Annotated in this window: 18 protein-coding genes; 8 read left to right on the top strand and 10 right to left on the bottom strand. The window is 44.3% G+C overall.

Annotated features, from left to right (window positions below):
* Positions 1–75 precede the first annotated feature (75 nt).
* Positions 76–1401 (top strand): helix-turn-helix transcriptional regulator, encoded by a 1326-nt coding sequence (locus M1K58_RS09285; RefSeq protein WP_256758511.1) that lies wholly within the window; start codon positions 76–78, stop codon positions 1399–1401.
* Positions 1376–2179 (top strand): WYL domain-containing protein, encoded by an 804-nt coding sequence (locus M1K58_RS09280; RefSeq protein ID WP_256758509.1) that lies wholly within the window; start codon positions 1376–1378, stop codon positions 2177–2179. The genes M1K58_RS09285 and M1K58_RS09280 overlap by 26 nt, the downstream gene beginning before the upstream one ends.
* A gap of 58 nt (positions 2180–2237) precedes the next feature.
* On the opposite strand, the gene M1K58_RS09275 is transcribed toward M1K58_RS09280, so the two are convergent.
* Positions 2238–3314: an NAD(P)H-dependent flavin oxidoreductase gene (locus M1K58_RS09275; RefSeq protein WP_256758507.1), complete on the bottom strand. Its 1077-nt coding sequence runs from the start codon at positions 3312–3314 to the stop codon at positions 2238–2240.
* Between the two features lie 204 nt (positions 3315–3518).
* Positions 3519–3704: a hypothetical protein gene (locus tag M1K58_RS09270; RefSeq protein WP_256758505.1), complete on the bottom strand. Its 186-nt coding sequence runs from the start codon at positions 3702–3704 to the stop codon at positions 3519–3521.
* Between the two features lie 220 nt (positions 3705–3924).
* On the opposite strand from M1K58_RS09270, the gene M1K58_RS09265 reads away from it, so the two are divergent.
* From M1K58_RS09265 to clpP, 3 genes are read left to right on the top strand one after another with little or no spacing between them, the layout of a single operon-like run.
* Positions 3925–4341, top strand: a complete 417-nt coding sequence (locus M1K58_RS09265; RefSeq protein WP_256758503.1) for a MerR family transcriptional regulator — start codon at positions 3925–3927, stop codon at positions 4339–4341.
* A complete protein-coding gene (locus M1K58_RS09260) occupies positions 4341–4859 on the top strand; it encodes a hypothetical protein (protein WP_256758501.1) in 519 nt (172 codons plus the stop codon). The genes M1K58_RS09265 and M1K58_RS09260 overlap by 1 nt, the downstream gene beginning before the upstream one ends.
* A 15-nt stretch (positions 4860–4874) precedes the next feature.
* A complete protein-coding gene (gene clpP, locus M1K58_RS09255; protein WP_256758500.1) occupies positions 4875–5456 on the top strand; it encodes an ATP-dependent Clp endopeptidase proteolytic subunit ClpP in 582 nt (193 codons plus the stop codon).
* Between the two features lie 48 nt (positions 5457–5504).
* Here the strand turns inward: clpP and M1K58_RS09250 are convergent, their stop codons facing one another.
* The 5 genes from M1K58_RS09250 to M1K58_RS09230 form a co-directional block, all read right to left on the bottom strand.
* Positions 5505–6164, bottom strand: coding sequence for a hypothetical protein (locus M1K58_RS09250; RefSeq protein ID WP_256758499.1), 660 nt, complete (start codon positions 6162–6164; stop codon positions 5505–5507).
* A 13-nt stretch (positions 6165–6177) separates the two neighbouring features.
* A complete protein-coding gene (locus tag M1K58_RS09245; protein ID WP_256758736.1) occupies positions 6178–8031 on the bottom strand; it encodes an SLC13 family permease in 1854 nt (617 codons plus the stop codon).
* 190 nt (positions 8032–8221) lie between these two features.
* Positions 8222–9040, bottom strand: a complete 819-nt coding sequence (locus tag M1K58_RS09240; RefSeq protein ID WP_256758497.1) for a carbohydrate ABC transporter permease — start codon at positions 9038–9040, stop codon at positions 8222–8224.
* Positions 9041–9045: 5 nt separating this feature from the next.
* The gene (locus M1K58_RS09235) at positions 9046–9915 is read right to left on the bottom strand and encodes a carbohydrate ABC transporter permease (protein ID WP_256758495.1); all 870 of its coding nucleotides are present in this window, start codon (positions 9913–9915) and stop codon (positions 9046–9048) included.
* A gap of 80 nt (positions 9916–9995) precedes the next feature.
* Entirely contained in the window at positions 9996–11354 is a 1359-nt protein-coding gene (locus M1K58_RS09230) for an ABC transporter substrate-binding protein (protein WP_256758494.1), read from the bottom strand.
* Between the two features lie 156 nt (positions 11355–11510).
* Between M1K58_RS09230 and M1K58_RS09225 the strand changes: the two genes are divergently transcribed.
* Entirely contained in the window at positions 11511–13292 is a 1782-nt protein-coding gene (locus M1K58_RS09225) for a sensor histidine kinase (RefSeq protein WP_256758492.1), read from the top strand.
* Positions 13289–14845 carry a response regulator gene (locus M1K58_RS09220; protein WP_256758491.1) on the top strand — a complete coding sequence of 519 codons (1557 nt, stop codon included), beginning with the start codon at positions 13289–13291 and terminating at the stop codon, positions 14843–14845. Before M1K58_RS09225 ends, M1K58_RS09220 begins: the two co-directional genes overlap by 4 nt.
* 71 nt (positions 14846–14916) lie before the next feature.
* On the opposite strand, the gene M1K58_RS09215 is transcribed toward M1K58_RS09220, so the two are convergent.
* From M1K58_RS09215 to M1K58_RS09205, 3 genes are all read right to left on the bottom strand, one after another.
* On the bottom strand, positions 14917–16137 hold the full coding sequence (locus M1K58_RS09215) for a polysaccharide deacetylase family protein (protein WP_256758490.1): 1221 nt from the start codon (positions 16135–16137) through the stop codon (positions 14917–14919).
* A gap of 126 nt (positions 16138–16263) precedes the next feature.
* Positions 16264–18276, bottom strand: a complete 2013-nt coding sequence (locus tag M1K58_RS09210) for a copper amine oxidase N-terminal domain-containing protein (RefSeq protein WP_256758489.1) — start codon at positions 18274–18276, stop codon at positions 16264–16266.
* Between the two features lie 139 nt (positions 18277–18415).
* Positions 18416–19783: a sodium-dependent transporter gene (locus M1K58_RS09205; RefSeq protein ID WP_256758488.1), complete on the bottom strand. Its 1368-nt coding sequence runs from the start codon at positions 19781–19783 to the stop codon at positions 18416–18418.
* 145 nt (positions 19784–19928) lie between these two features.
* Here M1K58_RS09205 and M1K58_RS09200 point away from each other — a divergent pair, with 145 nt between their 5' ends.
* A complete protein-coding gene (locus M1K58_RS09200) occupies positions 19929–20090 on the top strand; it encodes a hypothetical protein (RefSeq protein WP_256758487.1) in 162 nt (53 codons plus the stop codon).
* Positions 20091–20224: the final 134 nt, after the last annotated feature.

Here is a 20224-nt window from a genome sequence, read left to right as displayed (position 1 = left end):
CTGCATCTATTCCTTGTTACAATAGACCAAAGGAATACGGTTTCGGATTAAGATGACGTTGGAGGGGAAACCGAGTTGGCTAGAGAAAGCTTCGATAAAGAGATTCAGTTTCTCCGGATGCTTGCGCTGGCAGGCGGTGCTTATAATCGCAAACAGTTCGCACAGTGGCTAGGCATCTCTGTCCATACGTTCGACAAGACGCTTCGATACATGAAAGACATTATGAATACAGCCTCCAAGAAGCTTCCCGAGGAACAAGGAAAGGCATTCGAAGAGGCGCTGCAGTTGAACTATTACGAGTCCGCAGATCCGTTACTTCTATTCTTATTTCGAGCGAAATCTGTTAGGGAATCCGAAAGCCATCGACTATCACTTATTATGACGTTGCTGCAAAACCAATCTCTGACTGCGATGGAACTGATTGATGCATGCTCTGCGGACATCCCCTCTGACATGCCCCTTCCCGATGAGAAAACGATTCGAAGCGACCTTAAATATTTGGAGGAAGTTGGCGTTATCCGCAAAGCTCCAGGCAATCGTCCTTACCGCTACAGCATTCATAATGATCTGATCACGCAGCTAACAGATGACGAGCTCATGGATCTGTACGATTTCGTAGATGTAATGGCCAATACGCAGGTACCCTCCGTTCAAGGCTATCTCATGCGTGATAATCTGAAGAGTGCTCTCGGTCAACGCGGGTTCGGAGCAGGACATATGGACCCTTTTCTGTACAAATACCACTATCACTCTCGAATTCTCGACGAAGCCCATTTGTATACGGTATTTCATGCCATTAAGCAGCGACGAAAGCTGCGTTTTTTATACTTATCGCCTAAGAAGCAGAAGGGTTATGCCTCTAAAAATACGAACCCCTTATTCGAGCGCGAAACCGAAGGCATCGTTGAAACAGTGCTTCCTATGCGTGTGGTATACGACCATCAGTACGGTAGATGGTACCTGATCGGCTACAACGCCCGGCAAGGAGTGATGAAGTTCCGAATGGAAGGGTTAACGCAGATTGAGGAAGGGGATGTCGTACCCGAGGCGGAATTCATCCAGAAGCTCCGAAACGTCGAGGAAAAAATGCAGTTTAGCTGGGTAACGGATACGGGAAAGCTCGTAAAGGTGCGGGCTAGGTTCTATAATCCTACTGGCTCGCCGGCTAACTTTGTTCGGGATCGTGTGCTGCTTCAAGGGCAGTGGGGAAGCATTACGGAGGAGGACGAGGAATCGTTCGTCTATGAGATTAGCGTCAATGGGATGTCAGAGCTCAAGCCTTGGCTGCGCAGCTTCGGCTCTAGCTGCGAGGTTCTGGAACCGATTCAGCTTCGTCGAGAGTTCATTGCAGAATGGAAGGAGATTAACGGCTACTATGAACCTGTTCGAGAAGATCTTTAATTATCAAGTCATCTCCCGGCTGGATGAGTCGGGCTCCTTCGCGCTCACTTCCCAAGAACGGAGCTGGCTGAGAATGATGCTAGAGCATCCTTCCGCCAATGACGCATTTAGCACGGGAACGAGAGAGAAGCTTCAGCAGCTTCTTGAGATGGAGCCTCTTATGGATATTCAAGAAATTATCCTTGAGAAGGCTAGCAGCCAAGTACGCCACGTCTACCATCCGCTCCTCCGTTCGTTGCGTCGTATGATGATGCATGGTCAAGGTATTCTAGTGACGTATCGGATTAAACATGGCGGAGTGAAAAGCAACCAATCCGGCTTCCCTTATAAGCTGGAATACTCGATGGTTAAGCGTGAATGGTATTTACTCTGGTACAATACTCGTCACCATACGCTCATGTCCACGAAGCTACACAATATCGTAACCGTGGAACACAAAGAGATTCCTGCTGATCGGGCAGAAATGTTGAGAGTGAAGCTAGCTGATCTATTGGGGTCACGCAAGGAATGTGCGGTTATTGAAGTCATACGCACGTTTAATGCCGAGCTATCGAGGATTTTATATGCTTTTGCCTGCTTTGAGAAGCAGGTTGCTTACGACGAAGAAACAGATAGATACCAGATCAGACTCACTTTTCAGAAAGATGAGAGCGAATTCGTCTTATCTAAGATCCGTTTTCTTGGGACACGAGTAAAAATTGCGGAAGGTGAGCAGCTGCAGCGCCGGATGCGAGAATCCTCCGAGAAGGCGTTAGCGCGATATGGGGTGGAAGGATGACGGAATGCTTCTGCGTCTCTGCGCCATCCCCATCTCATTCTTAGGGTACATCCCTAAGCTATGACAATAGCGTTATGGCTTCCCGAACAATCTCCTCAACGATGGCTTCCGCGCTTTGTCCCGATGTTAGCCCCCTTACGCCTTGTCCTGTCCAAAGAGACATATAATCCGGATTACTCTGCGCCGCAGCGGCATTCCGAATATCGCGGGTGGCGGTATTCTGTGTGGGAAAAGGAAGCGGATTGAGACCGGATTCCTCCCATTGTTGAACGAATGGATTGCGAACTGCTCTTGCTGGACGACCTGAGAAGGCTTTCGTAATTACGCTGCTCTCCTCGGTACTTACTAGCAGTACCTCCTGATAAGAGTCGTGCGCACCAGACTCATCTGCGGTTAGAAACCGCGTCCCCATCTGCACGCCTTGTGCTCCAAGAACTAGTGAGGCAACAACACCTCTACCATCCATAATTCCTCCGGCAGCAATGACGGGAATCTTAATGTGGTCAACCACTTGCGGGATTAATGCCATCATACCGATGTTTGCTCCTAGTGGATGCTCCGAAATATCGAAGGTCCCCCGATGTCCGCCCGCTTCACTTCCCTGGGCAACGATTGCATCACAGCCTGCCTGTTCAGCCAATAGCGCTTCACGAACAGTCGTCACCATGGTAACGACTCGGATGTCGGCCGACTGGGCTTGCCTCATCCACGATTCTGGTAGAATGCCGAAAGCCGTACTGATTACAGGTACCTTTTCCTCAATGAGTACAGTAATCTGATCTGCAAATAGATCCGGAGTGGTCACAGGCTTCTCGCTAACATGCGGTACTTTAAGTACATCCCTCATCCGGTTAAGCTCTTGTTGGACTTCCCCGATTCGGGTATTATCGTCGGGAGCGTGGTCTGAGAATAAGTTAACTCCAAAGGGAGCATCCGTTAACTGGCGAATCCTCCGGATAGCTTCACGGATCGCACCCGGATCCATGTATGCAGCTCCGAGTGTTCCAAGTCCTCCTGCGTTAGACACCGCTGCCACCAATTGGACTGTTGTCGGACCTCCCGCCATTCCTGCTAAGAAAATCGGGTATCGGATATTAAATATTCGGCATATTTCCGTATCCAAGCTAACCTTCACTTTACTCGCCCCTCTTGGATTGTATATGTAGAAACTCTCCTTATTCAACCTACTTATAAATCTAAGTATATCTCAAAAACCCCCTAAATCAGAGTACTCAAAACTCGGCGTCCTTTCTGAATGGCAAAAAAACATCAGCCTACTGTGGCCGATGTCCGTCATTACTAATGATGTTTAATTGAGATCTAAAGGAAGAGGAACAAGCTACTCTGCATACAGCCTTAGAAAATCCTCTGTGGTCGTAGTTTGAGCGTACTCTTCCTTAGCCGCTATCCCCTTCTCTTCCCAGCAAGCTAAACATTTTTTTTCATTTTCGCATTGGTGAGCTTCTTGGCATGTATAGCAAAACTGTAGGTAGTTGTTTGTTATCGTATTTTGATTGTCTCTCATGATAATCACTCCTTCAATGTTTCTACACCCTTATTGTAATCTAACTTTCATCATTATTATGTGATTTATTTCACATTGTATCACGAATAACACCAACTTCTTTACAATCCGAATACCGTTACAGTATACTGTACACAATACACTTAACTGTAATGCATGTGTTGTGCTGCGCTTTGATCACTTTAATACCTTTACCTTTAGATTAAGGAGGACTACATCAATGAACAATTACACCGCTAAGCAACTTGCAGAAACTCTTCAACATGAAGATCCACAAATGAACTTAAGAACAGTCAGATATTATACCCAGATAGGGATTATCCCCCCTCTTGAGCTAGTCGGAAATAAACGGGTGTATACCGACAATCACCTTCATTATTTCAGAGCTATTCTTACGTTATCGAAGAGTGGTGAAACTTTAGCCCACATCCAAGAGAAGCTACAAAACCGCCCCATGGAGGAAATTATAAAAATCGGAGAAAAGCTCCCCTTGTATCAGTCGGAGCAAATGCTCCAACATGAAACCTACGTGGTGAATGAGGATGTCATCATCTCGATAAGCGCTCGTATTTCTCCAGAAATGAAAACAAAGATGATTGATACTGTCAGCCAATTATTAAAAGGAGATCCCTCTTAATGATTACCATTAGGTCGGCGAAGTCCAAGCTTGAAAATGAAGAAGGCTTGAATCATCTTTGGATTCATCTCTCTCCTATCGGTGATGTCGATAATGTGCGATTGCAAATTACGGTTCCACCAGGAATTCATCGTCGTCGTAATCTCAATCATTTCCAGGAGGATGACGCAGGTGCAATCCTCATCTATCAGCCCAACATTCCTGATGATATTTTCATTGAAATTTATACTCAAGAAGCGATCCTATACGGGGAGAAAACAATTACGTTCGTATTAACCTATGCGAGTAATAATGGAAACCTCCATCAAGTCGAACAGTTATATCCGATAAACATTGTTAATGAAGAAGACATGGACAACATCATTATAGATGAAGAAGTTGTTAGCAAGATTAAACAATTACAACGTGAAGATGATGAACTCTCGCAAGAGCAGACCGGCTATTCTACCTTCAAACGCGTGCAGCTTCATCCTGAACAATATTCGGATCTCGAGAAGAAGTATCGAATAGAAGGATAACAAGGAGATGACAACGTGACTTTAATTCCTTACGTAGTGGAGAATACTTCTAGGGGTGATCGTGCCTACGATATCTACTCCCGAATGCTCCAAGATCGCATCATTTTTATTTCGGGGGAAATCACTGATGCAGTAGCCAATACGGTGATCGCCCAATTGCTCTATTTAGACGCTGAAGATCCCGATAAGGATATCAAGCTTTACATCAACAGCCCAGGAGGCTCAATTACTGCTGGCATGGGGATCTACGATGCTATGCAATATGTTAAAGCCCATGTTAGTACGCTTTGTATTGGAATGGCAGCGTCTATGGGGGCCTTCCTATTATCCAGTGGGACTAAAGGCAAACGGTTCGGATTAACGAATAGCGAGATCATGATTCATCAACCGCTAGGCGGGGTTCACGGCCAGGCATCCGACATTGAAATCAGCGCGAGAAGAATTCTGAAGTTAAGAAATAAATTAAACGGGCTCTTCGCACAGCAAACAGGACAGTCCATAGAAGTCATCGCCAAAGACACCGATCGGGATCACTTCATGACTGCCGAGGAAGGCGTTAACTACGGATTAATCGATGCTGTTCTCATTAATCAATAAGCTGAGCAGCCAAACTCTTAACGAATGTCATCTAATGCCTGCTCATTCTCACGACCCACTTTTCGCATATTGAAGAATCGCAACAGCAGCTCGTTCACGCCGTTCAGCATCTTCACTTCCCATTGCTTCCTTTAGAATATGGAGTGCCTCCTGGATCGTTTGCTTGTCCACTGGTACGGGAGCTGCCGCCACTGTAGCAGGAGCTCCCTGCGCCACAGAATCATCTATTGACGACCTAGGCTTCATTAGGAATCCCTCAAGCTGAGCAGCCGCGTATGCCTCAGTGAACTTCGTAATCATCTCTGGATGACTCAGTAGCTCCTGTACTTTAGCGTTCAGTTCCTCTCGCCGAATGGCAGTCAGCCAAGTCACCCCTCGCCTGTGGCATGTTCCCTCCGTCTCTGAATCGTACGCCTCGACATAATAATAATCTCCAACATCGCCCACATAGACGGCATCCCTATGGGCCATTAACAAATAATCCCCATCCTGCATCCCATGCACGAAAGTCGAGATATCATTTACTGGCTCGTTAAGCTGCTGGATCTGATTGGGATAAGCTTGAATGAGTCTCTCCTCCAGCTCATCTCTGGACACGTTATCCAAGTCCCCAATTCCAGGCCATCCAATACTCACAAAATTGTCCTTCAAATAATTCCCCATGCGGTCGATCCCACTTGGATTTGATTTCATCTGATAGAGGTTCATTCGTCTTTCCTCCTTACATGGGATAGAACAGAGGCAACACTGCAATCATGACCACTCCGATAATAATCTGGAGCGGTAAACCCACTTTAATGTAATGACTGAATCTATATCGGCCAGCTGACATAACGAGAGCATTAGGAGGTGTCGAGAACGGTGATGCAAAGCACATACTTGCTCCTACCGAGACAGCGAATAAGAACGGATACGGACTTGCCCCGATACCAATCGCTGCTGAGAGAGCAATCGGTGCGAATAGTACAGCACAAGCCGTGTTACTAATAAACAAAGTGAGAATCGAGGTCGTAAAATACACACCTGCAAGCAACGCAATTGGGCCATAGCCACCTAACGAGCTAACTAGCCCATCAGATAGCAGTGCAGCAGCGCCTGTTTTCTCAATTGCAATCGACATTGGAATCATTCCGCCTATAAGCACAATACTTTCCCAATTGACTGTCTTATACGCTTCCTCCATATTTCGCAGACACCCGAATGCAACCATCAATACCGCCGCGATCATAACCGAAGCAACCGCAGGAATGAATTCTGTGACTAAGAGAATGACCATCAAGAGCATAATCCCTGCCGCAATGGGGGCTTTATGATCCATTGTCACCTTACGCGATTCCTCAATGGGTTGTCCAATAACAACGAAATTAGATTGTTCAGCGGCAAGTAAGGATATACTCTGCCAAGTCCCCTGCACCAAAAGCGCATCGCCGAAGCGCATCTTGTGATCTTTCAGGTTGTGAAGGATGTAATCCTCCTTCCTATGTATCCCAAGAATGTTCAATCTGAACTTCTCACGAAACCCCGAGTGCTTCACGAGTTGACCGATTAAACCTGAGTTAGGCGTCAGCATCACTTCAGCAATCCCTACATCACTTGTCGCATATTGCTCTGCATTTTCAGGAGGCTGGCTCTCCACCTCTTGTCGATCAAGGATATCTAATCCATACTTCTGAGCAAACTGCTGTACCCGCTCTAGGGAACCGTTGACGTACAGAATATCATCTTCCTTAATGATGGTTTCTGGTCCGGCAATTTCCTGATTTATCGTTTTGAGAACTTGGTTTTTTACCGAGTTTTTGTGACGCGTTTCAATGACAGTCAGCTCAAATTCGGCTGGAATGTCTAGCTCACCTAGCTTCTTCGATTGAATAGCAGAATTTGCTCCCACATGAATACGAAATAGGTTTTGCGATAGCTGATACTTCCTTGCAAGCTCCATAAGTGAGAGTCCAAATTGCTTATTACCATCCTTCTCCTCATTCTTCGGCAAATAACGGCGTAAGAAGAGCAGCGCAATAATACCCGTTACTAGACACACAAGACCAATCGGTGCGAAGGAGAAAAAGGTTAGCCCCTTGTACCCTGCGTTCATTAATGTTTCTTGAATAACAAGATTAGGAGGCGTCCCGATTAAGGTCAGCATCCCACCAAGACTACTAGCAAAGGCAAGCGGCATGAGCAGTCTGCCTGGATTTGTTCGAGCACTCATCGCTAGACTAACAACGATCGGCATCATCACGGCCACTGTACCCGTATTACTTACAAAGGCACCGATAGCAGCAGTGACGAGCATAACCATAATAAGCAGACGTGTCTCGTTCGTACCTGCTAGCTGTAGCAGCTTTCCACTAGCCATTTTCGCCAAGCCCGTATGAAATATTCCGCCCCCAACCACGAACAAACCAATCATCATAATGACGATAGAATTGGAAAATCCGGAAAGTGCTTCACTCGGGGATAAAATATCAAATAACATCAGAATAATTAATGATCCCACCGCAACGAGATCTGAACGTACTTTACCCGAAATAAATAACGCGGACGCGAGAGCCAATACAGTTAAAGTCAGAACCATCGATAGCATTGTATGTATTCCCCCATCCAGCACAATATAAAAAAATTATATCATACAGTCTATACAATCATATCCAATAGGGATGTAGGTTTTCTCACATTACAATTTCAAATTTGTCACAAAAAAATTGCTGGCGCTGGAGTCTCCCCCCTGCACCAACAATTTTCTGTTTCAATATATTCTGCAGCCTTTAGCTTTTAACCGCACCCGATGTCATACCGGCGACGATATAGCGTTGTAGGAAAAGATACAGCAAGATGACAGGCAAAGACACAATCAAGATCGTGGTAAAGACCAGATTCCAATCTGCGGCCTTCTGACCGAAGAAGAAATAGATCAACAAGCTTAAGGTATAATTGTCCGCTGAATTCAGGAAGTAGAACGGAATCGTGAAGTCGTTCCATATATTCATCGACGTTAAGATCAGCACGGAAGCATTAACCGGGAGCAGAAGCGGAAATATAATCCCGAAAAACAAACGGTATCTGCCTGCCCCATCAATAACCGCCGCCTCATCAAGATCCCTCGGAATCCCATGCATGAAGGAAATATATAAGTAGGTGACAAAAGGAAAATTACCCGCAATAAACAATAAAATAACTCCTGAATAAGTCCGCACTAGATCAAAAAAATCAACGACATAGTAGGTTGTGATGATCATCATCGGCAGAATCAAACCGATAATCAGAATTTGCGTTATGATTTTCGTTAGCCGAGTATCCCGTCTTTGAATGACAAAGGCCGATATCGAGCAAAGGATAATAATGAGCAGAACGCTGACAAACGTAATAACCGTCGTGTTCCAGAATGCCTGCGGAATATTAGCAGATGCAAATACTTCCTTGATGTTCTCTACGATATTCCATTTGCCAGGCAGTGCAAGATTCATATCTGCTGCTTCCGACTTCGTCTTGAAAGAGTTAATAATAACGAAATATAACGGCACACTAATGATCGCTATACATACGACAGAGAGCAGCTCCCATAACCATTTCGTTCCTTTTTTCATAGAGTTCACCTTTTTGCTTCTCGATTAATAACATTATTAAGACACAGTACAGTAATTAAGATGACAATAAACAGAACAAGATTGGCCGCAGTAGCTTCTCCATTGCGCCCCGCAGCAAACGCCTTAAATACAGCTGTATTGATAACATTAGATGCATAGCCAGGGCCGCCCCCAGTGAGCGCATAGACGAGGTCAAACACTTTCAGTCCACCAATTACGCTTAGAATGACATTGGTGTTGAGTACCGGCGTCAACATCGGTAACGTAATATACCGGAAATGCTGCGAAGGTGAAGCACCATCTATTTTCGCTGCTTCAGTTACTTCCTGTGGCATCGATTGTAGAGCCGCTAAGAAAAGCATCATCGAGAATCCCGTCCATTTCCACACTTCGACGAACGACACGGAATACATGACGAGATCAGGATCCGTCAGCCAGCTCATCGCTAAGGAATCAAGTCCGATCCAGCTCAAGAATACGTTAAGTATTCCGGTGCTAGGATGGAAGATCGCTTTAAACGCGATCGCTACAGCAATCGTACTTAGGATAACAGGGAAGAACAGAACCGAACGTAGCACTAGTCTACTCTTTAACTGCTGATTAGCTAGAATAGCGAGTAAGAGACCCAATGATATTTTGAATACAGTCGTGACTACTGCAAATATTAACGTATTCTTAAAAGCAAGCAGGTTGCTTGGATTCTCATAGAGAGTGACAAAATTATCGAAGCCGACAAACCGAGACACCTTAAAGGATGCATCTAAATCTGTAAATGCAAAGTAAAAGCCCATGAGAGATGGCACGACAAAAAAGGCAAAGAAAATCAACATACCTGGGAACAGTAGCCAGTAGGAGTAGTATTGTTTTTTTAACATGGTTGCTCCTGAACACTCCTTAACTCAGGGAAAGGAGCTTCTTATTGTAAGAAACTCCTTCCCCCATTATCCTATTTTTCTTATTTGTAATTCGCATCGCCTTTAGCTTTTGCATCTATTTCTAGATCCTTTTGCAGGGCTTCTAGAACTTGATCTGGATTTTTACCGTTTTTCACGAACAATTCTTGTACATAAGTCGGTAGATTGCCATCACCATTGTAGAGGAATGGGTATGGCGAATTCCCCATTGCTTTACCTTCATCTAGAAACTTCTTCGCATCCAGCTCAGCTGGTGTAAGGCTGGTTTGGGTAACCCCCTTGATTGTAGGAATCCCGCCTTGTTTAGCGAAGAAAATGTCTTGTACTTCCGGTTGCTCAAACCAGTTCACGAATTTCTGAGCGTTATCTTGATTGTCACCTTTTACGACATACAACGATTTCGGGGACCAGATTGCAGCTAGATCCTGTCCGTTTCCTTTGTAAGGCATAATGAATGACCCAATGTTCTCGACACCCTCAGGATACTTGGATACGATCTCATTCATGACCCAAGTCGCCATGTGGTACATTCCTGCTTCCCCACTAGACAATGCTTTCTGAGCATTATCATACGTGGACGATAGAATATCTTTGTTGGCATAGCCTTTGGACACGGCGTCTTGGATAAACTGCATGCCTACTTTACGATCCGTCAAATCTGTCATTTTGGCTTTATTCTCATTAATTAACGGAATAGTTTCTGCTACTGCTTGTGTCGCATTGGATAGTAGAACAGGCAATTGCACCGTCCATGCATCTTGACCTGAGAAGTAAATCGGAGTTTTACCAGCTGCTTTAATCGCTTCTGCAACTGCCCAGAACTCGTCCATATTCGTTGGAACTTGCAGCTTCAATTCATCAAACATCTTCTTGTTATACAGAACAACTCCCATGTCCGTTCCGCCATAAGGTGCACCATACCAGTGTCCATCATCAATCGTGTCCATCTGGTTCTTCCAGGCAACCTTATCGAAGTTTGCCATCCAAGGTTGATCATCTTGAGCAACGAACACGTCCGCTGGATTACCGAACCCGAATTTTGCTCCTAATCCACTTTGGTAGAACAGGATGTCCGGTTTATCGTTAGTTGCGAAACGCGTCTTCATCAAATTCGCGCCATCGTCACCTTCGGGTACTTTTTCTATAATCAGTTCGAAGCCATTCTTTTTAGCTTCTGGAATAACTGCTTCCATCCCTTGCACAAACCAAGTGGTATGTCCAAGCATTTTGACTTTTACAGACTCTGTTGGAGTCGCGCTGCCAGTTGGTTCATTGCTTTGACTCGCTGGCTGAGAACTGGTAGCCGCGTTATTGTCATTCCCGCCGCATGCCGTAAGAACGGTAATCAGGGCAATAACCATAATTGTTGCAAACATCCTTTTAAACTTCTTGCTTCTCATGTTGTTGTTTCCCCCTAATATTATTCGCTGCTTGCATAGCAATGATAGCCCTTTCATGACAACAACGTAAATGGCGATTCTTACACAAAGAGGGGGAATATATTAAACGAACTCCCTGCGAAAGTTTGATATGATGGAAGAAGGAGAGTGAACAGCTTGAGAAGCTTCCGCACCAAACTATTCTTTGTGTATTCGCTTACGTTGATTACTTTAATGCTATCGATCAGTTTCCCTATGTACTTTTATTTCAAAAATAATATTCAACAAAGTATCGTTACAAGCGTCGAGCAGTTGTCAGGCAGCACGGCTAGTAATCTATCCTCGCAGCTTAATATGTTCAATAATATGACTTTTCAGTTATACAACAGTTATGATAATTCTCGTTCCACACTAGCAGAATATTTGCGAATTCAACGGGATATGGATAATACGAATGTCGCTCTGCAGGCCAGAAAGTCCATCGATAACTTCATGATGATTTCTACCAACGTATACAAAAGTATAGACCATCTGAATTTGTACACGGAAAACGGCGTACTCTTCTCTAAGTTCGAGGCGGAGTCGTCTATTCGAATCTCACAAACCCATGAAACTTCTAGTGAAGCCGATGCCGCTAAGGGAGGAGCGATATTGACTAGCAAAGGTTCACCCCCTACTTTCTCTCTCATGCGAAAACTACAATGGGGGATGTTCGATTTAGGTTATTTGGAAGCCGTGCTTAAGCCTAATACACTGATTGACTTCGAAAAGTCAAATGCAATAGCGGGATCTTCCATTTATATTGTCCATCAAGGGAAGGTTATATATACGAGCAAAGGCACGCTTGATGAAGCAAATAAGACTATAGATCATCTCGGTCAGTTAACTGCTCGCAATAGTGACACAAACACCATTCAGGTAAATGGCTTATTTGCAGCTACACAACGGACGGAAATCCCAGCATTTTCGGTAGTCACCCTCGTTCCGGAAAAGCAATTATTTACGCCTTTACGCGTTTTCCGTAACGTTATGATTCTCGCGGTCATTCTTCTAATTGTGATCTCGGTCGCCTTTTATTACTTACTAGCCAAGCTATTGACTCGCCCGATCACCTCTTTAAAGCATGTCATGGATGGGGTCACGATAGATGATGAACAAGAGCTGCTTATCGAGAACAAATACAAAATGAATGAGATCGAATCCCTACGTCGATCGTTCCAAAAGATGAATACCCGATTGAAGCAATCTATGGATGATAAGCTCCATTTCCGAACTTTACAGCTTCAATCCCATTTCCAGACTTTGCAGGCGCAAATTAATCCTCACTTTTTATTTAATATGTTAAGCGTCATCACGATAATGGCTGACAAAAAGGATTCGTCCTCTGTAGCAGAGATTAGCCGGAAGCTCTCTCAATTTATGCGATATGCCATCTCTACGGACTCTCCTACCGCACCGCTTCAACGGGAGATCATTTTCTCAGAAAATTACTTAAACTTAATGAAGTCCCGATATATGCACAGGCTAGATTATAACCTTGATATTCCTGCGGATATGATTGAACTCTCGTTTCCCAAGCTGACTATTCAACCGATAGTCGAGAATTGTATTCATCATGGTCTTCACGAAGAAATCCAACAGCTTTGTATTACCATTAAGGGAAGGGTAATCTTCGACCGCTGGGAGATTGAAATCCGTGATAATGGCAAAGGCTTCTCCGAAGAAATGCTTAGGCAGCTTAATCATAGAATCCAAGATTACATGGATCACCTTGAGATTCATCACACCGAGCCTTCCCAATCCTTAGTCCTAGGCGGCATGGGGCTCATCAGCACGCTCGCGAGACTGAAGCTCCTATATAAAAATAACTTCTTCTATTCCATAGGAAACCATTCAGAAGGTGGGGCATACGTAGCTTTCCAAGGTTTATTGACCACACAGCAGGAGGAAATCACATGAGAATTATGCTTGTCGATGACGAACCCGTCTTCCTATACCACTTAAAAGAGATCATACAAGACTGTTGCGAACAATTGGAATGTGCAGCGAATTTTGTATCCGAATGCTACAGTGCAGAGAGAGCTCTAGCACAAATTCCTGTAACCCTACCCGATTTGATCTTTACAGATATCCGGATGAATGCGATGGATGGATTAGAGCTTGCGCAAAAAATCCGTGAGGATTGGCCCCTTATCAAAGTGATTATTGTAAGCGGTTATCCCTCCTTCGATTATGCTCGCTCTGCCCTAAGAGCAAACGTGGTGGATTATTTAATCAAGCCTATAGAAACCAATGCCGTATTAGAAGTACTGACCCAAACCCTCGACCAGATGAATCACAACGTTTATCAACAACAAAGGGACCTTCTACAGACCCTCATTGAGAAGGGAGAAGCCTCCTCCTATACTAAAGACAACGGGCTGTTTACGGATGGTTTATCCCCTTCCCACCATTACGGAGTTATCGCAGTAAACAGTAGTGAATTCCAGTTCAACCCCTTACTCTACGACGCCCATATTGGAATGGATTCTGACACTACCGAGCCCATTCGCAGTATGCTGAATAAAGGGGATGAGGTCTGGCTATTTCCGAATGCGAATAAACAAGGTCTTCTGTTTATATTCGCTTTACAGAATTACGACGGCTTCAAGATGAAGAGCATTGGAGAACACCTTCTAAACCGCTATTCTACCCCTCAATCCTCCGCTATTGCAGCGATCTCCTCTCTGGTGCAAGAGGCGGCAGATATAAGAGAAGCCATCAAGAAGTTATCTCGAAGCCTGAATAAGCATCAAGTCATAGGGATGAATGTCTTGCTCCTTCCTAATCACATGGAGAAGAACAATAGTGTGGAGTACACCGTCCTGTCTTCTGTACAGGAGAAGACTTTTAACTACCTCAGTAATAATAAGGATTGGCAGGGGATCAGAGACGCTGTTCTTCAATTGTTCTCTGTTTGGGAAGCTGAACGCTGTCCCTCCGTCAATATCGAGATGAATTTGAGGAAGGTCGTGGATGCGATCGGAATCTTACTCAGTCATCAAGATCCGTTAACGCGCAAAGAAATGGAGCATTCCATTCATGATCTATTATTCTCCTCCTCGAACTTCACGGAAGCGGGAGAAGCTTTCGTTGATTGGCTCCAATCCTTCGTTCAGGCTGCAGATCAGCCAAGTGAGAAGAAGGGCGAAGCTTTATTCCATCGCATCCAGAAGTTTATTATGGACAACTTGGGTGAGCCCTTGAATCTCCTCATCTTAACGAAGGAATTCAACATCTCCAGCACGTATTTATGTAATCTGTTTCGTATATACTGCGGCAGTTCATTTGTAGAATATTTCACAGATCTCCGCATCGCCAAAGCGAAAGAACTGCTTAAAGATCACCCAGAAATTCCGATTAAGGACATATCAGAAATCGTCGGTTATATGGATCGACATTATTTCTCCAAAGTATTCAAACTCATAGCTGGCCTAACTCCGTCAGAGTTTCGAAGCCAGAATCAGCCCTAACACAAAATGCACCCCCCACTCGTGGGGAGGTGCATTTTCACTTGTTATCCTATCCGTATCAATTACCCAGCTTACTTGTTAAACTTCAACGTCCTATTTTCCTCATCCAACGTGTAGGTCAATCCAAACATCGTTGCCGTTTCCTTAAGTGGAAACCACACACGATTGCCAAGGATGATCGGCTGCTGGCTTGGGAAGTTAATTTGTCGATTCTCAAAAATAACCTTGATCGATGGTTCAACCCGCTGAGTCATCCCATTCTTCATCTTAGCTACCATAACTTTACCATCGTTATTCTTATCACCGGCATTAATCCGGAAGGCATTGATGTTCTTCTGGGTGTTAATTCCCGGCTTGATTGTGAACATCAGTTTAATGCCAGCCTCTTTGCACAGCTTTAGGACGTCATCGTTGTATGCACCATAAGGAAATGCGATAATTCCCAGCTTATTACCGAGCTCTGCCTTTAGTCGACGCTCTGCATTCTCTAAGTCGCTCTTCACGCGAGCACGATACTCGGACAAGGTTTCGATTGTTTTCGTTTTCTTATTATACAGTCGGTTCGCTAATGCTGGCTTTTCTTTCCCTTTACCATCGACAGGCTTATACACGTGACTTTCATAGGTATGACTATAGAAGCTCATACCGTCCTTTTGCATTTCACGCATTTGATCCCACGACATCTTCGGTCTTCCGAAAGGCTCGTCGACCCATTTCACAATGACGAAGTTAGTCGCTGGAAATTTGTACTCTTTAAGAATTGGATACGCGTATTTATAGAAGGTTTCGTACCCATCATCAAACGTAATCAATACAGCGTTGGACGGTATCGCTTTACCTTCCAGCATAAAACCAACATACTCATCCATACTAATGACATGAAAGCCGTTATCCGCTAGTGCCGCCATTTGCTTACGGAACATGGCAACCGGTAGCTCGCTCTGTCTTTCCGGCCCCTCTGTAATGTTGTGATACATAAGGACGATGACTTTATTGTCATAATAGACAGGATTGAATGTCAATTTCTCTGCACTTTTACTTTGTCTTAAGGTGATCTTCTTGTTACTAAAGGATACGCCCAATCCCCATTGCTTCAATAGTTCAGCTGAGGCGTAGTAGGTATTATTAGTGAATAAGACCTCTTGCTGCTTAACAGACGTTTGTCCCATCCATTCTATCTTCATCAGCTTCTTCGAAGATGCCGCCTCTACCGTGCTGAAGTTTACAGATTGAAGTAATAAACCAATAACCAGCAGCTTCACAAGCAGCTTGGCAGTCACTTTTCCAATCAAAAGGTAACACCCTCTCTTCTCACAACTCCCAGGACATCAGGAATCCCTTAATAGCATACCAAAAAGGGATATCTTCTACTAGCTAAAAAACCTTTCCAGAGAACAATTCGAATCCGAGAAGCTTGCCTATTCTCCAATTTTAATCGGCTGTTCACCCTCAGCTTTAACCGGCTGTTCACCGGCAAGAGGAATAAATAACAGATTGATCGGCAGATTACTGCCCGATGCCGGGGTGAATACGATCGATACATTCTCCGCCACATCTCCGGTTTTGTATAGAATGGCACTTTCGTTGGCATTTTTTAGTATGCTTTTTGCCGTCGTATATACGATTTGCCCATTGACGTTAAATGCACCGGAATAGTGTCCACCGCGTGGATTGATGAGAATTGCTGTATTCGGCAGGACATTGGTGAACGTCATCATGTAAAGTGCTCCATTATTTCCATCGTTCGACATGGTATCACCATTCGTCATATCCGTACCGGATAGTCGAGAATCAACAACCTTGTCAGCCACAATCATCCGTTCTTTGATTTCACCGATAGGTTTGTTGACTACGATGCTGCGATTAGCCATTTCGAACGTACCCCGAATGTGCTTGCCATCCCGATTCAACAACGGTAATTCGGGTAGTCGCTTAATCACATCTTCATCCGCACCGACAACTACAACACTAAATTGAATCATGGAATCCGTATGAACATCTCCATACAGAGTCAGGACATACCCAGGATTAAGTGGATTTGCGCTCTGTTCAGGAAACAGCATACGACTCTCACCTGCAGGAATATCAATCTTCACAGAAGGCTTCATCGTCTGACGGGATTCAAGGAATTTGCCGACAGCCTGCTTACCCGTACTAGACACATAGAGACTAGGTCCACCCACTCCAACATTGTCCACATAAACTTCAGCAGCTTCCGCATTATTATTCGTTGCGATTACGTATACTCGCTTAGCTACCGTTGTACTGTTCTCATTATGAACGAGAAAGCGTACTTTATCAGTTGCGGTATCCGTATAGTAAATACCATCTTCCTTAATTAATTCAGGACTGTTACTGCGCATTAGCGTTTGATGATAAGAATTGACCGTATACGGAATTGTAGGTAAATCCACGACAGCTTTCCCGTTCATCTCAATTTTATCTCCAACGTTACTATACACAATCGGGAATTGCTCTTTCGTGTGGAGTACGACATCTTCAATCATAATCTTCTGGCTGTACTCGCTAACTTCTCCATGAGCGTCTGTTACGATAATCGAAACCGTCTGCTCCCCTGCTTGGAAAAAGCCGTCCTCGCGGTTAACCCAGCTTACATTTGTAATCCGGTTCTCATCATCCGTACTTAGATCGCTGTAATTAATCCATTCACCAATTTTATAAGAGGTCTTATCTGTTACAAAATTAGCAACTGGCGGTTGGTTAGGAGGTCTTACTGTTATGGAAACGGTATAAGGTTCGCTCCAGACACCTTTCGCATCTTGCACCCAATGTGTGATCTTAGCTTCACCCGCTTGATCAAATATTTCTAGGTTACCTTCCCAACGCTCATCTACGATAGACAGACCTTTGGGATGGTAAGCCATACTCTTGTAGCTAACTGGAGTCTGCTGAGCATAAACCTCAGTTGGGGTTACAGCAAACTTGGCTACGGGTAATACATTCCACATCAAAGTGATCGTCTTAGCTTTACTATTCGTATCCATTTTAAGTCCAAAATTCATTACGTAGAGCTGTAAAGGAACCATTAATGTCCCCTTCTCTACATAAGCGGCATTCCCTTGATAAACCGTACCATTAACGGAATAGTTCTTACGACCAACAGTTAGACGGATGTCTGTGACTTCATTCTTAATCGTATACTCTTTCTTCTTGGCGTCATAGCTTACTTTTGCATAGATTTGATCCGCCAAGGATCTTGCTGGCACATAGGTGACACCCTTCTTCTCAGCAAGAGGTTGAGCTAATTTGCCTGCTTTCCCGTTTAGCGTAACTTTGTTCGAGTTGCGTGTAAGGACCAAGACATCTTGATCAGCTTTTGCTGTTGTAGTTGTTGATGCAGCCGAAGCTGGGAGAGCTGTAGTAGGAACGAGCATGATGGCTACTAATAAAATCATTATCCATTTTTTCAAGTTATTTACCTTCTTTGTCTAGTTAGTAGATGTTACCTATAAGGATTAGACCCCCTCTATGGAAAAAAAGTTGCGCACAAATACAAAAAAACGTTCTTTTAGTCGAACGCTTTGTCGAATATACTAATTTACTGCAGGTCTAAGTAAACTGAATTAATCCTACCGAGTACAAGAACACGCATACGATGAGAATTGGAGCCACTACTCTTAATAAGAATATCCATGCTTTATACGAGAAGCCCTTCAACCCCGCCTCATCTCCGGCCTTCTTCCACACATAACCCGTAAACAAAGTCACAAGTAATCCACCGAAGGGCATTAGAACATACGAGGTAATGAAGTCCATCCAATCAAAAATCGTTTTACCTCCTGGCGCGAAGTCCCCTAGAACACCTCCCACAGAAAGCGCTGAGGGGATACCGACTAGAAAGCATAATATAGATACGAGAATCGCGGATTTTTTGCGGCTCCATTGCCATTTATGCATCGCATAAGAAACCGGAACCTCCAAGATCGAAAGTGCTGAGGTGAATGCCGCAATCGCTAGCAGCAGAAAGAATAACCCCCCAAAGAAAAATCCAAAAGACATTTGCGAGAATGCCGCAGGCAGTGCCATGAAAGCCAAGCCTACACCTTCACCAGGTTCAAGTCCGTAGGAGAATACCGTAGGAAAAATGACCAAGCCCGCAATGAGCGCATACAACAGATCACCGAAGCCAATGGCTAGCGTTGCCTTGCCTAGCGATTGCGTCTGTTTTACATAAGAGCCATACGTTAACATGCACCCCATCCCAAGAGACAAAGAAAAGAAGGAATGTCCTAAAGCAACAAGCGCAGACTCTGCATTCAGCTTGGAAAAATCAGGCTTCAAGAAGAAGGATGCCCCTTCTGCCGCCCCTGGAAGCGTGAGCGAACGAAACATGAGCACAAGCAAAATGATGAGAAATCCAGGAATTAATATTTTATTGAATTTCTCGATACCACCGGATATCCCTTTAACAATAACCCCACCGGTAAAGAGCATCATAATGCCCTGCCACAAAACAGGCCAGTAGCCCGATGTGAACGACTCGAACTTCTCTTTATAGCTCGAACCTTCTTCGAACAAAAGGCCAGTAAACGACTGTACCGTATAATGAAGCGTCCAGCCCGCAACAACGGAGTAGTAGGACATGATCATGAAGGCAGTAAGGATCGATAGTAATCCGAAAGCTCCCCAATACTTACTCCCTCCCGACAGGTTGAAGAAGGATACAGAAGCATTCCCTCTCCCCCCGCGACCAATCGTCATTTCTGCAAGTAAAATCGGTAAGCCCACAATAATCAAACAAATAATAAACAGCAGGAAAAAGGCTGCACCGCCAAATTTACCTGTCACATAGGGGAACTTCCACATGTTGCCAAGCCCGACCGAGCTACCTATAGCCGACAAAATAAAGCCCTTTGAAGTAAAGCGCTCCTTGGAATCTGTTTTTTGGCTGTTATGTAAGGATTTCTGATTATTCATTTGAGTTCCTGCCTTTAAACGCTTATTGAATCAGTTGATGCTCTTACTCCGTCCCTTATCCTCTGTTATTCTGGAATAAAATATTCCTAATGTGGAAACCTAACCTCGTATGCATAAAATGCAGCAAATGAAGGGAGGTCCCACTGTGACCCATAATCAGAATGAACAGACTAAAGCAGAAGTACAAACAACTCCTTTAAACAAATTGCCTGTCCCGGGACAGGATGACACGGAGTTTTCCGCTGAGGAAGCCGCTGAGGTTTTTGAACAAAATCAATCTTCCAATCGTTCCTCTGAAAACGAATAATTAGAATGTAAGTTAATGCGTTGACTAGCTAGCGCAAATAGGGATATCTCCGATGGTTCAAGCTGAACCTGAGAGATAACCCTATTTGTACTTTACTCACTTAAGGATGATTAAGGATATTGTGCAAATCTACA

Origin of the sequence: Cohnella sp. WQ 127256, assembly GCF_024519285.1 — a bacterium.
GTDB lineage: Bacteria > Bacillota > Bacilli > Paenibacillales > Paenibacillaceae > Cohnella.
This window is presented reverse-complemented; position numbering and strand designations above follow the sequence as displayed.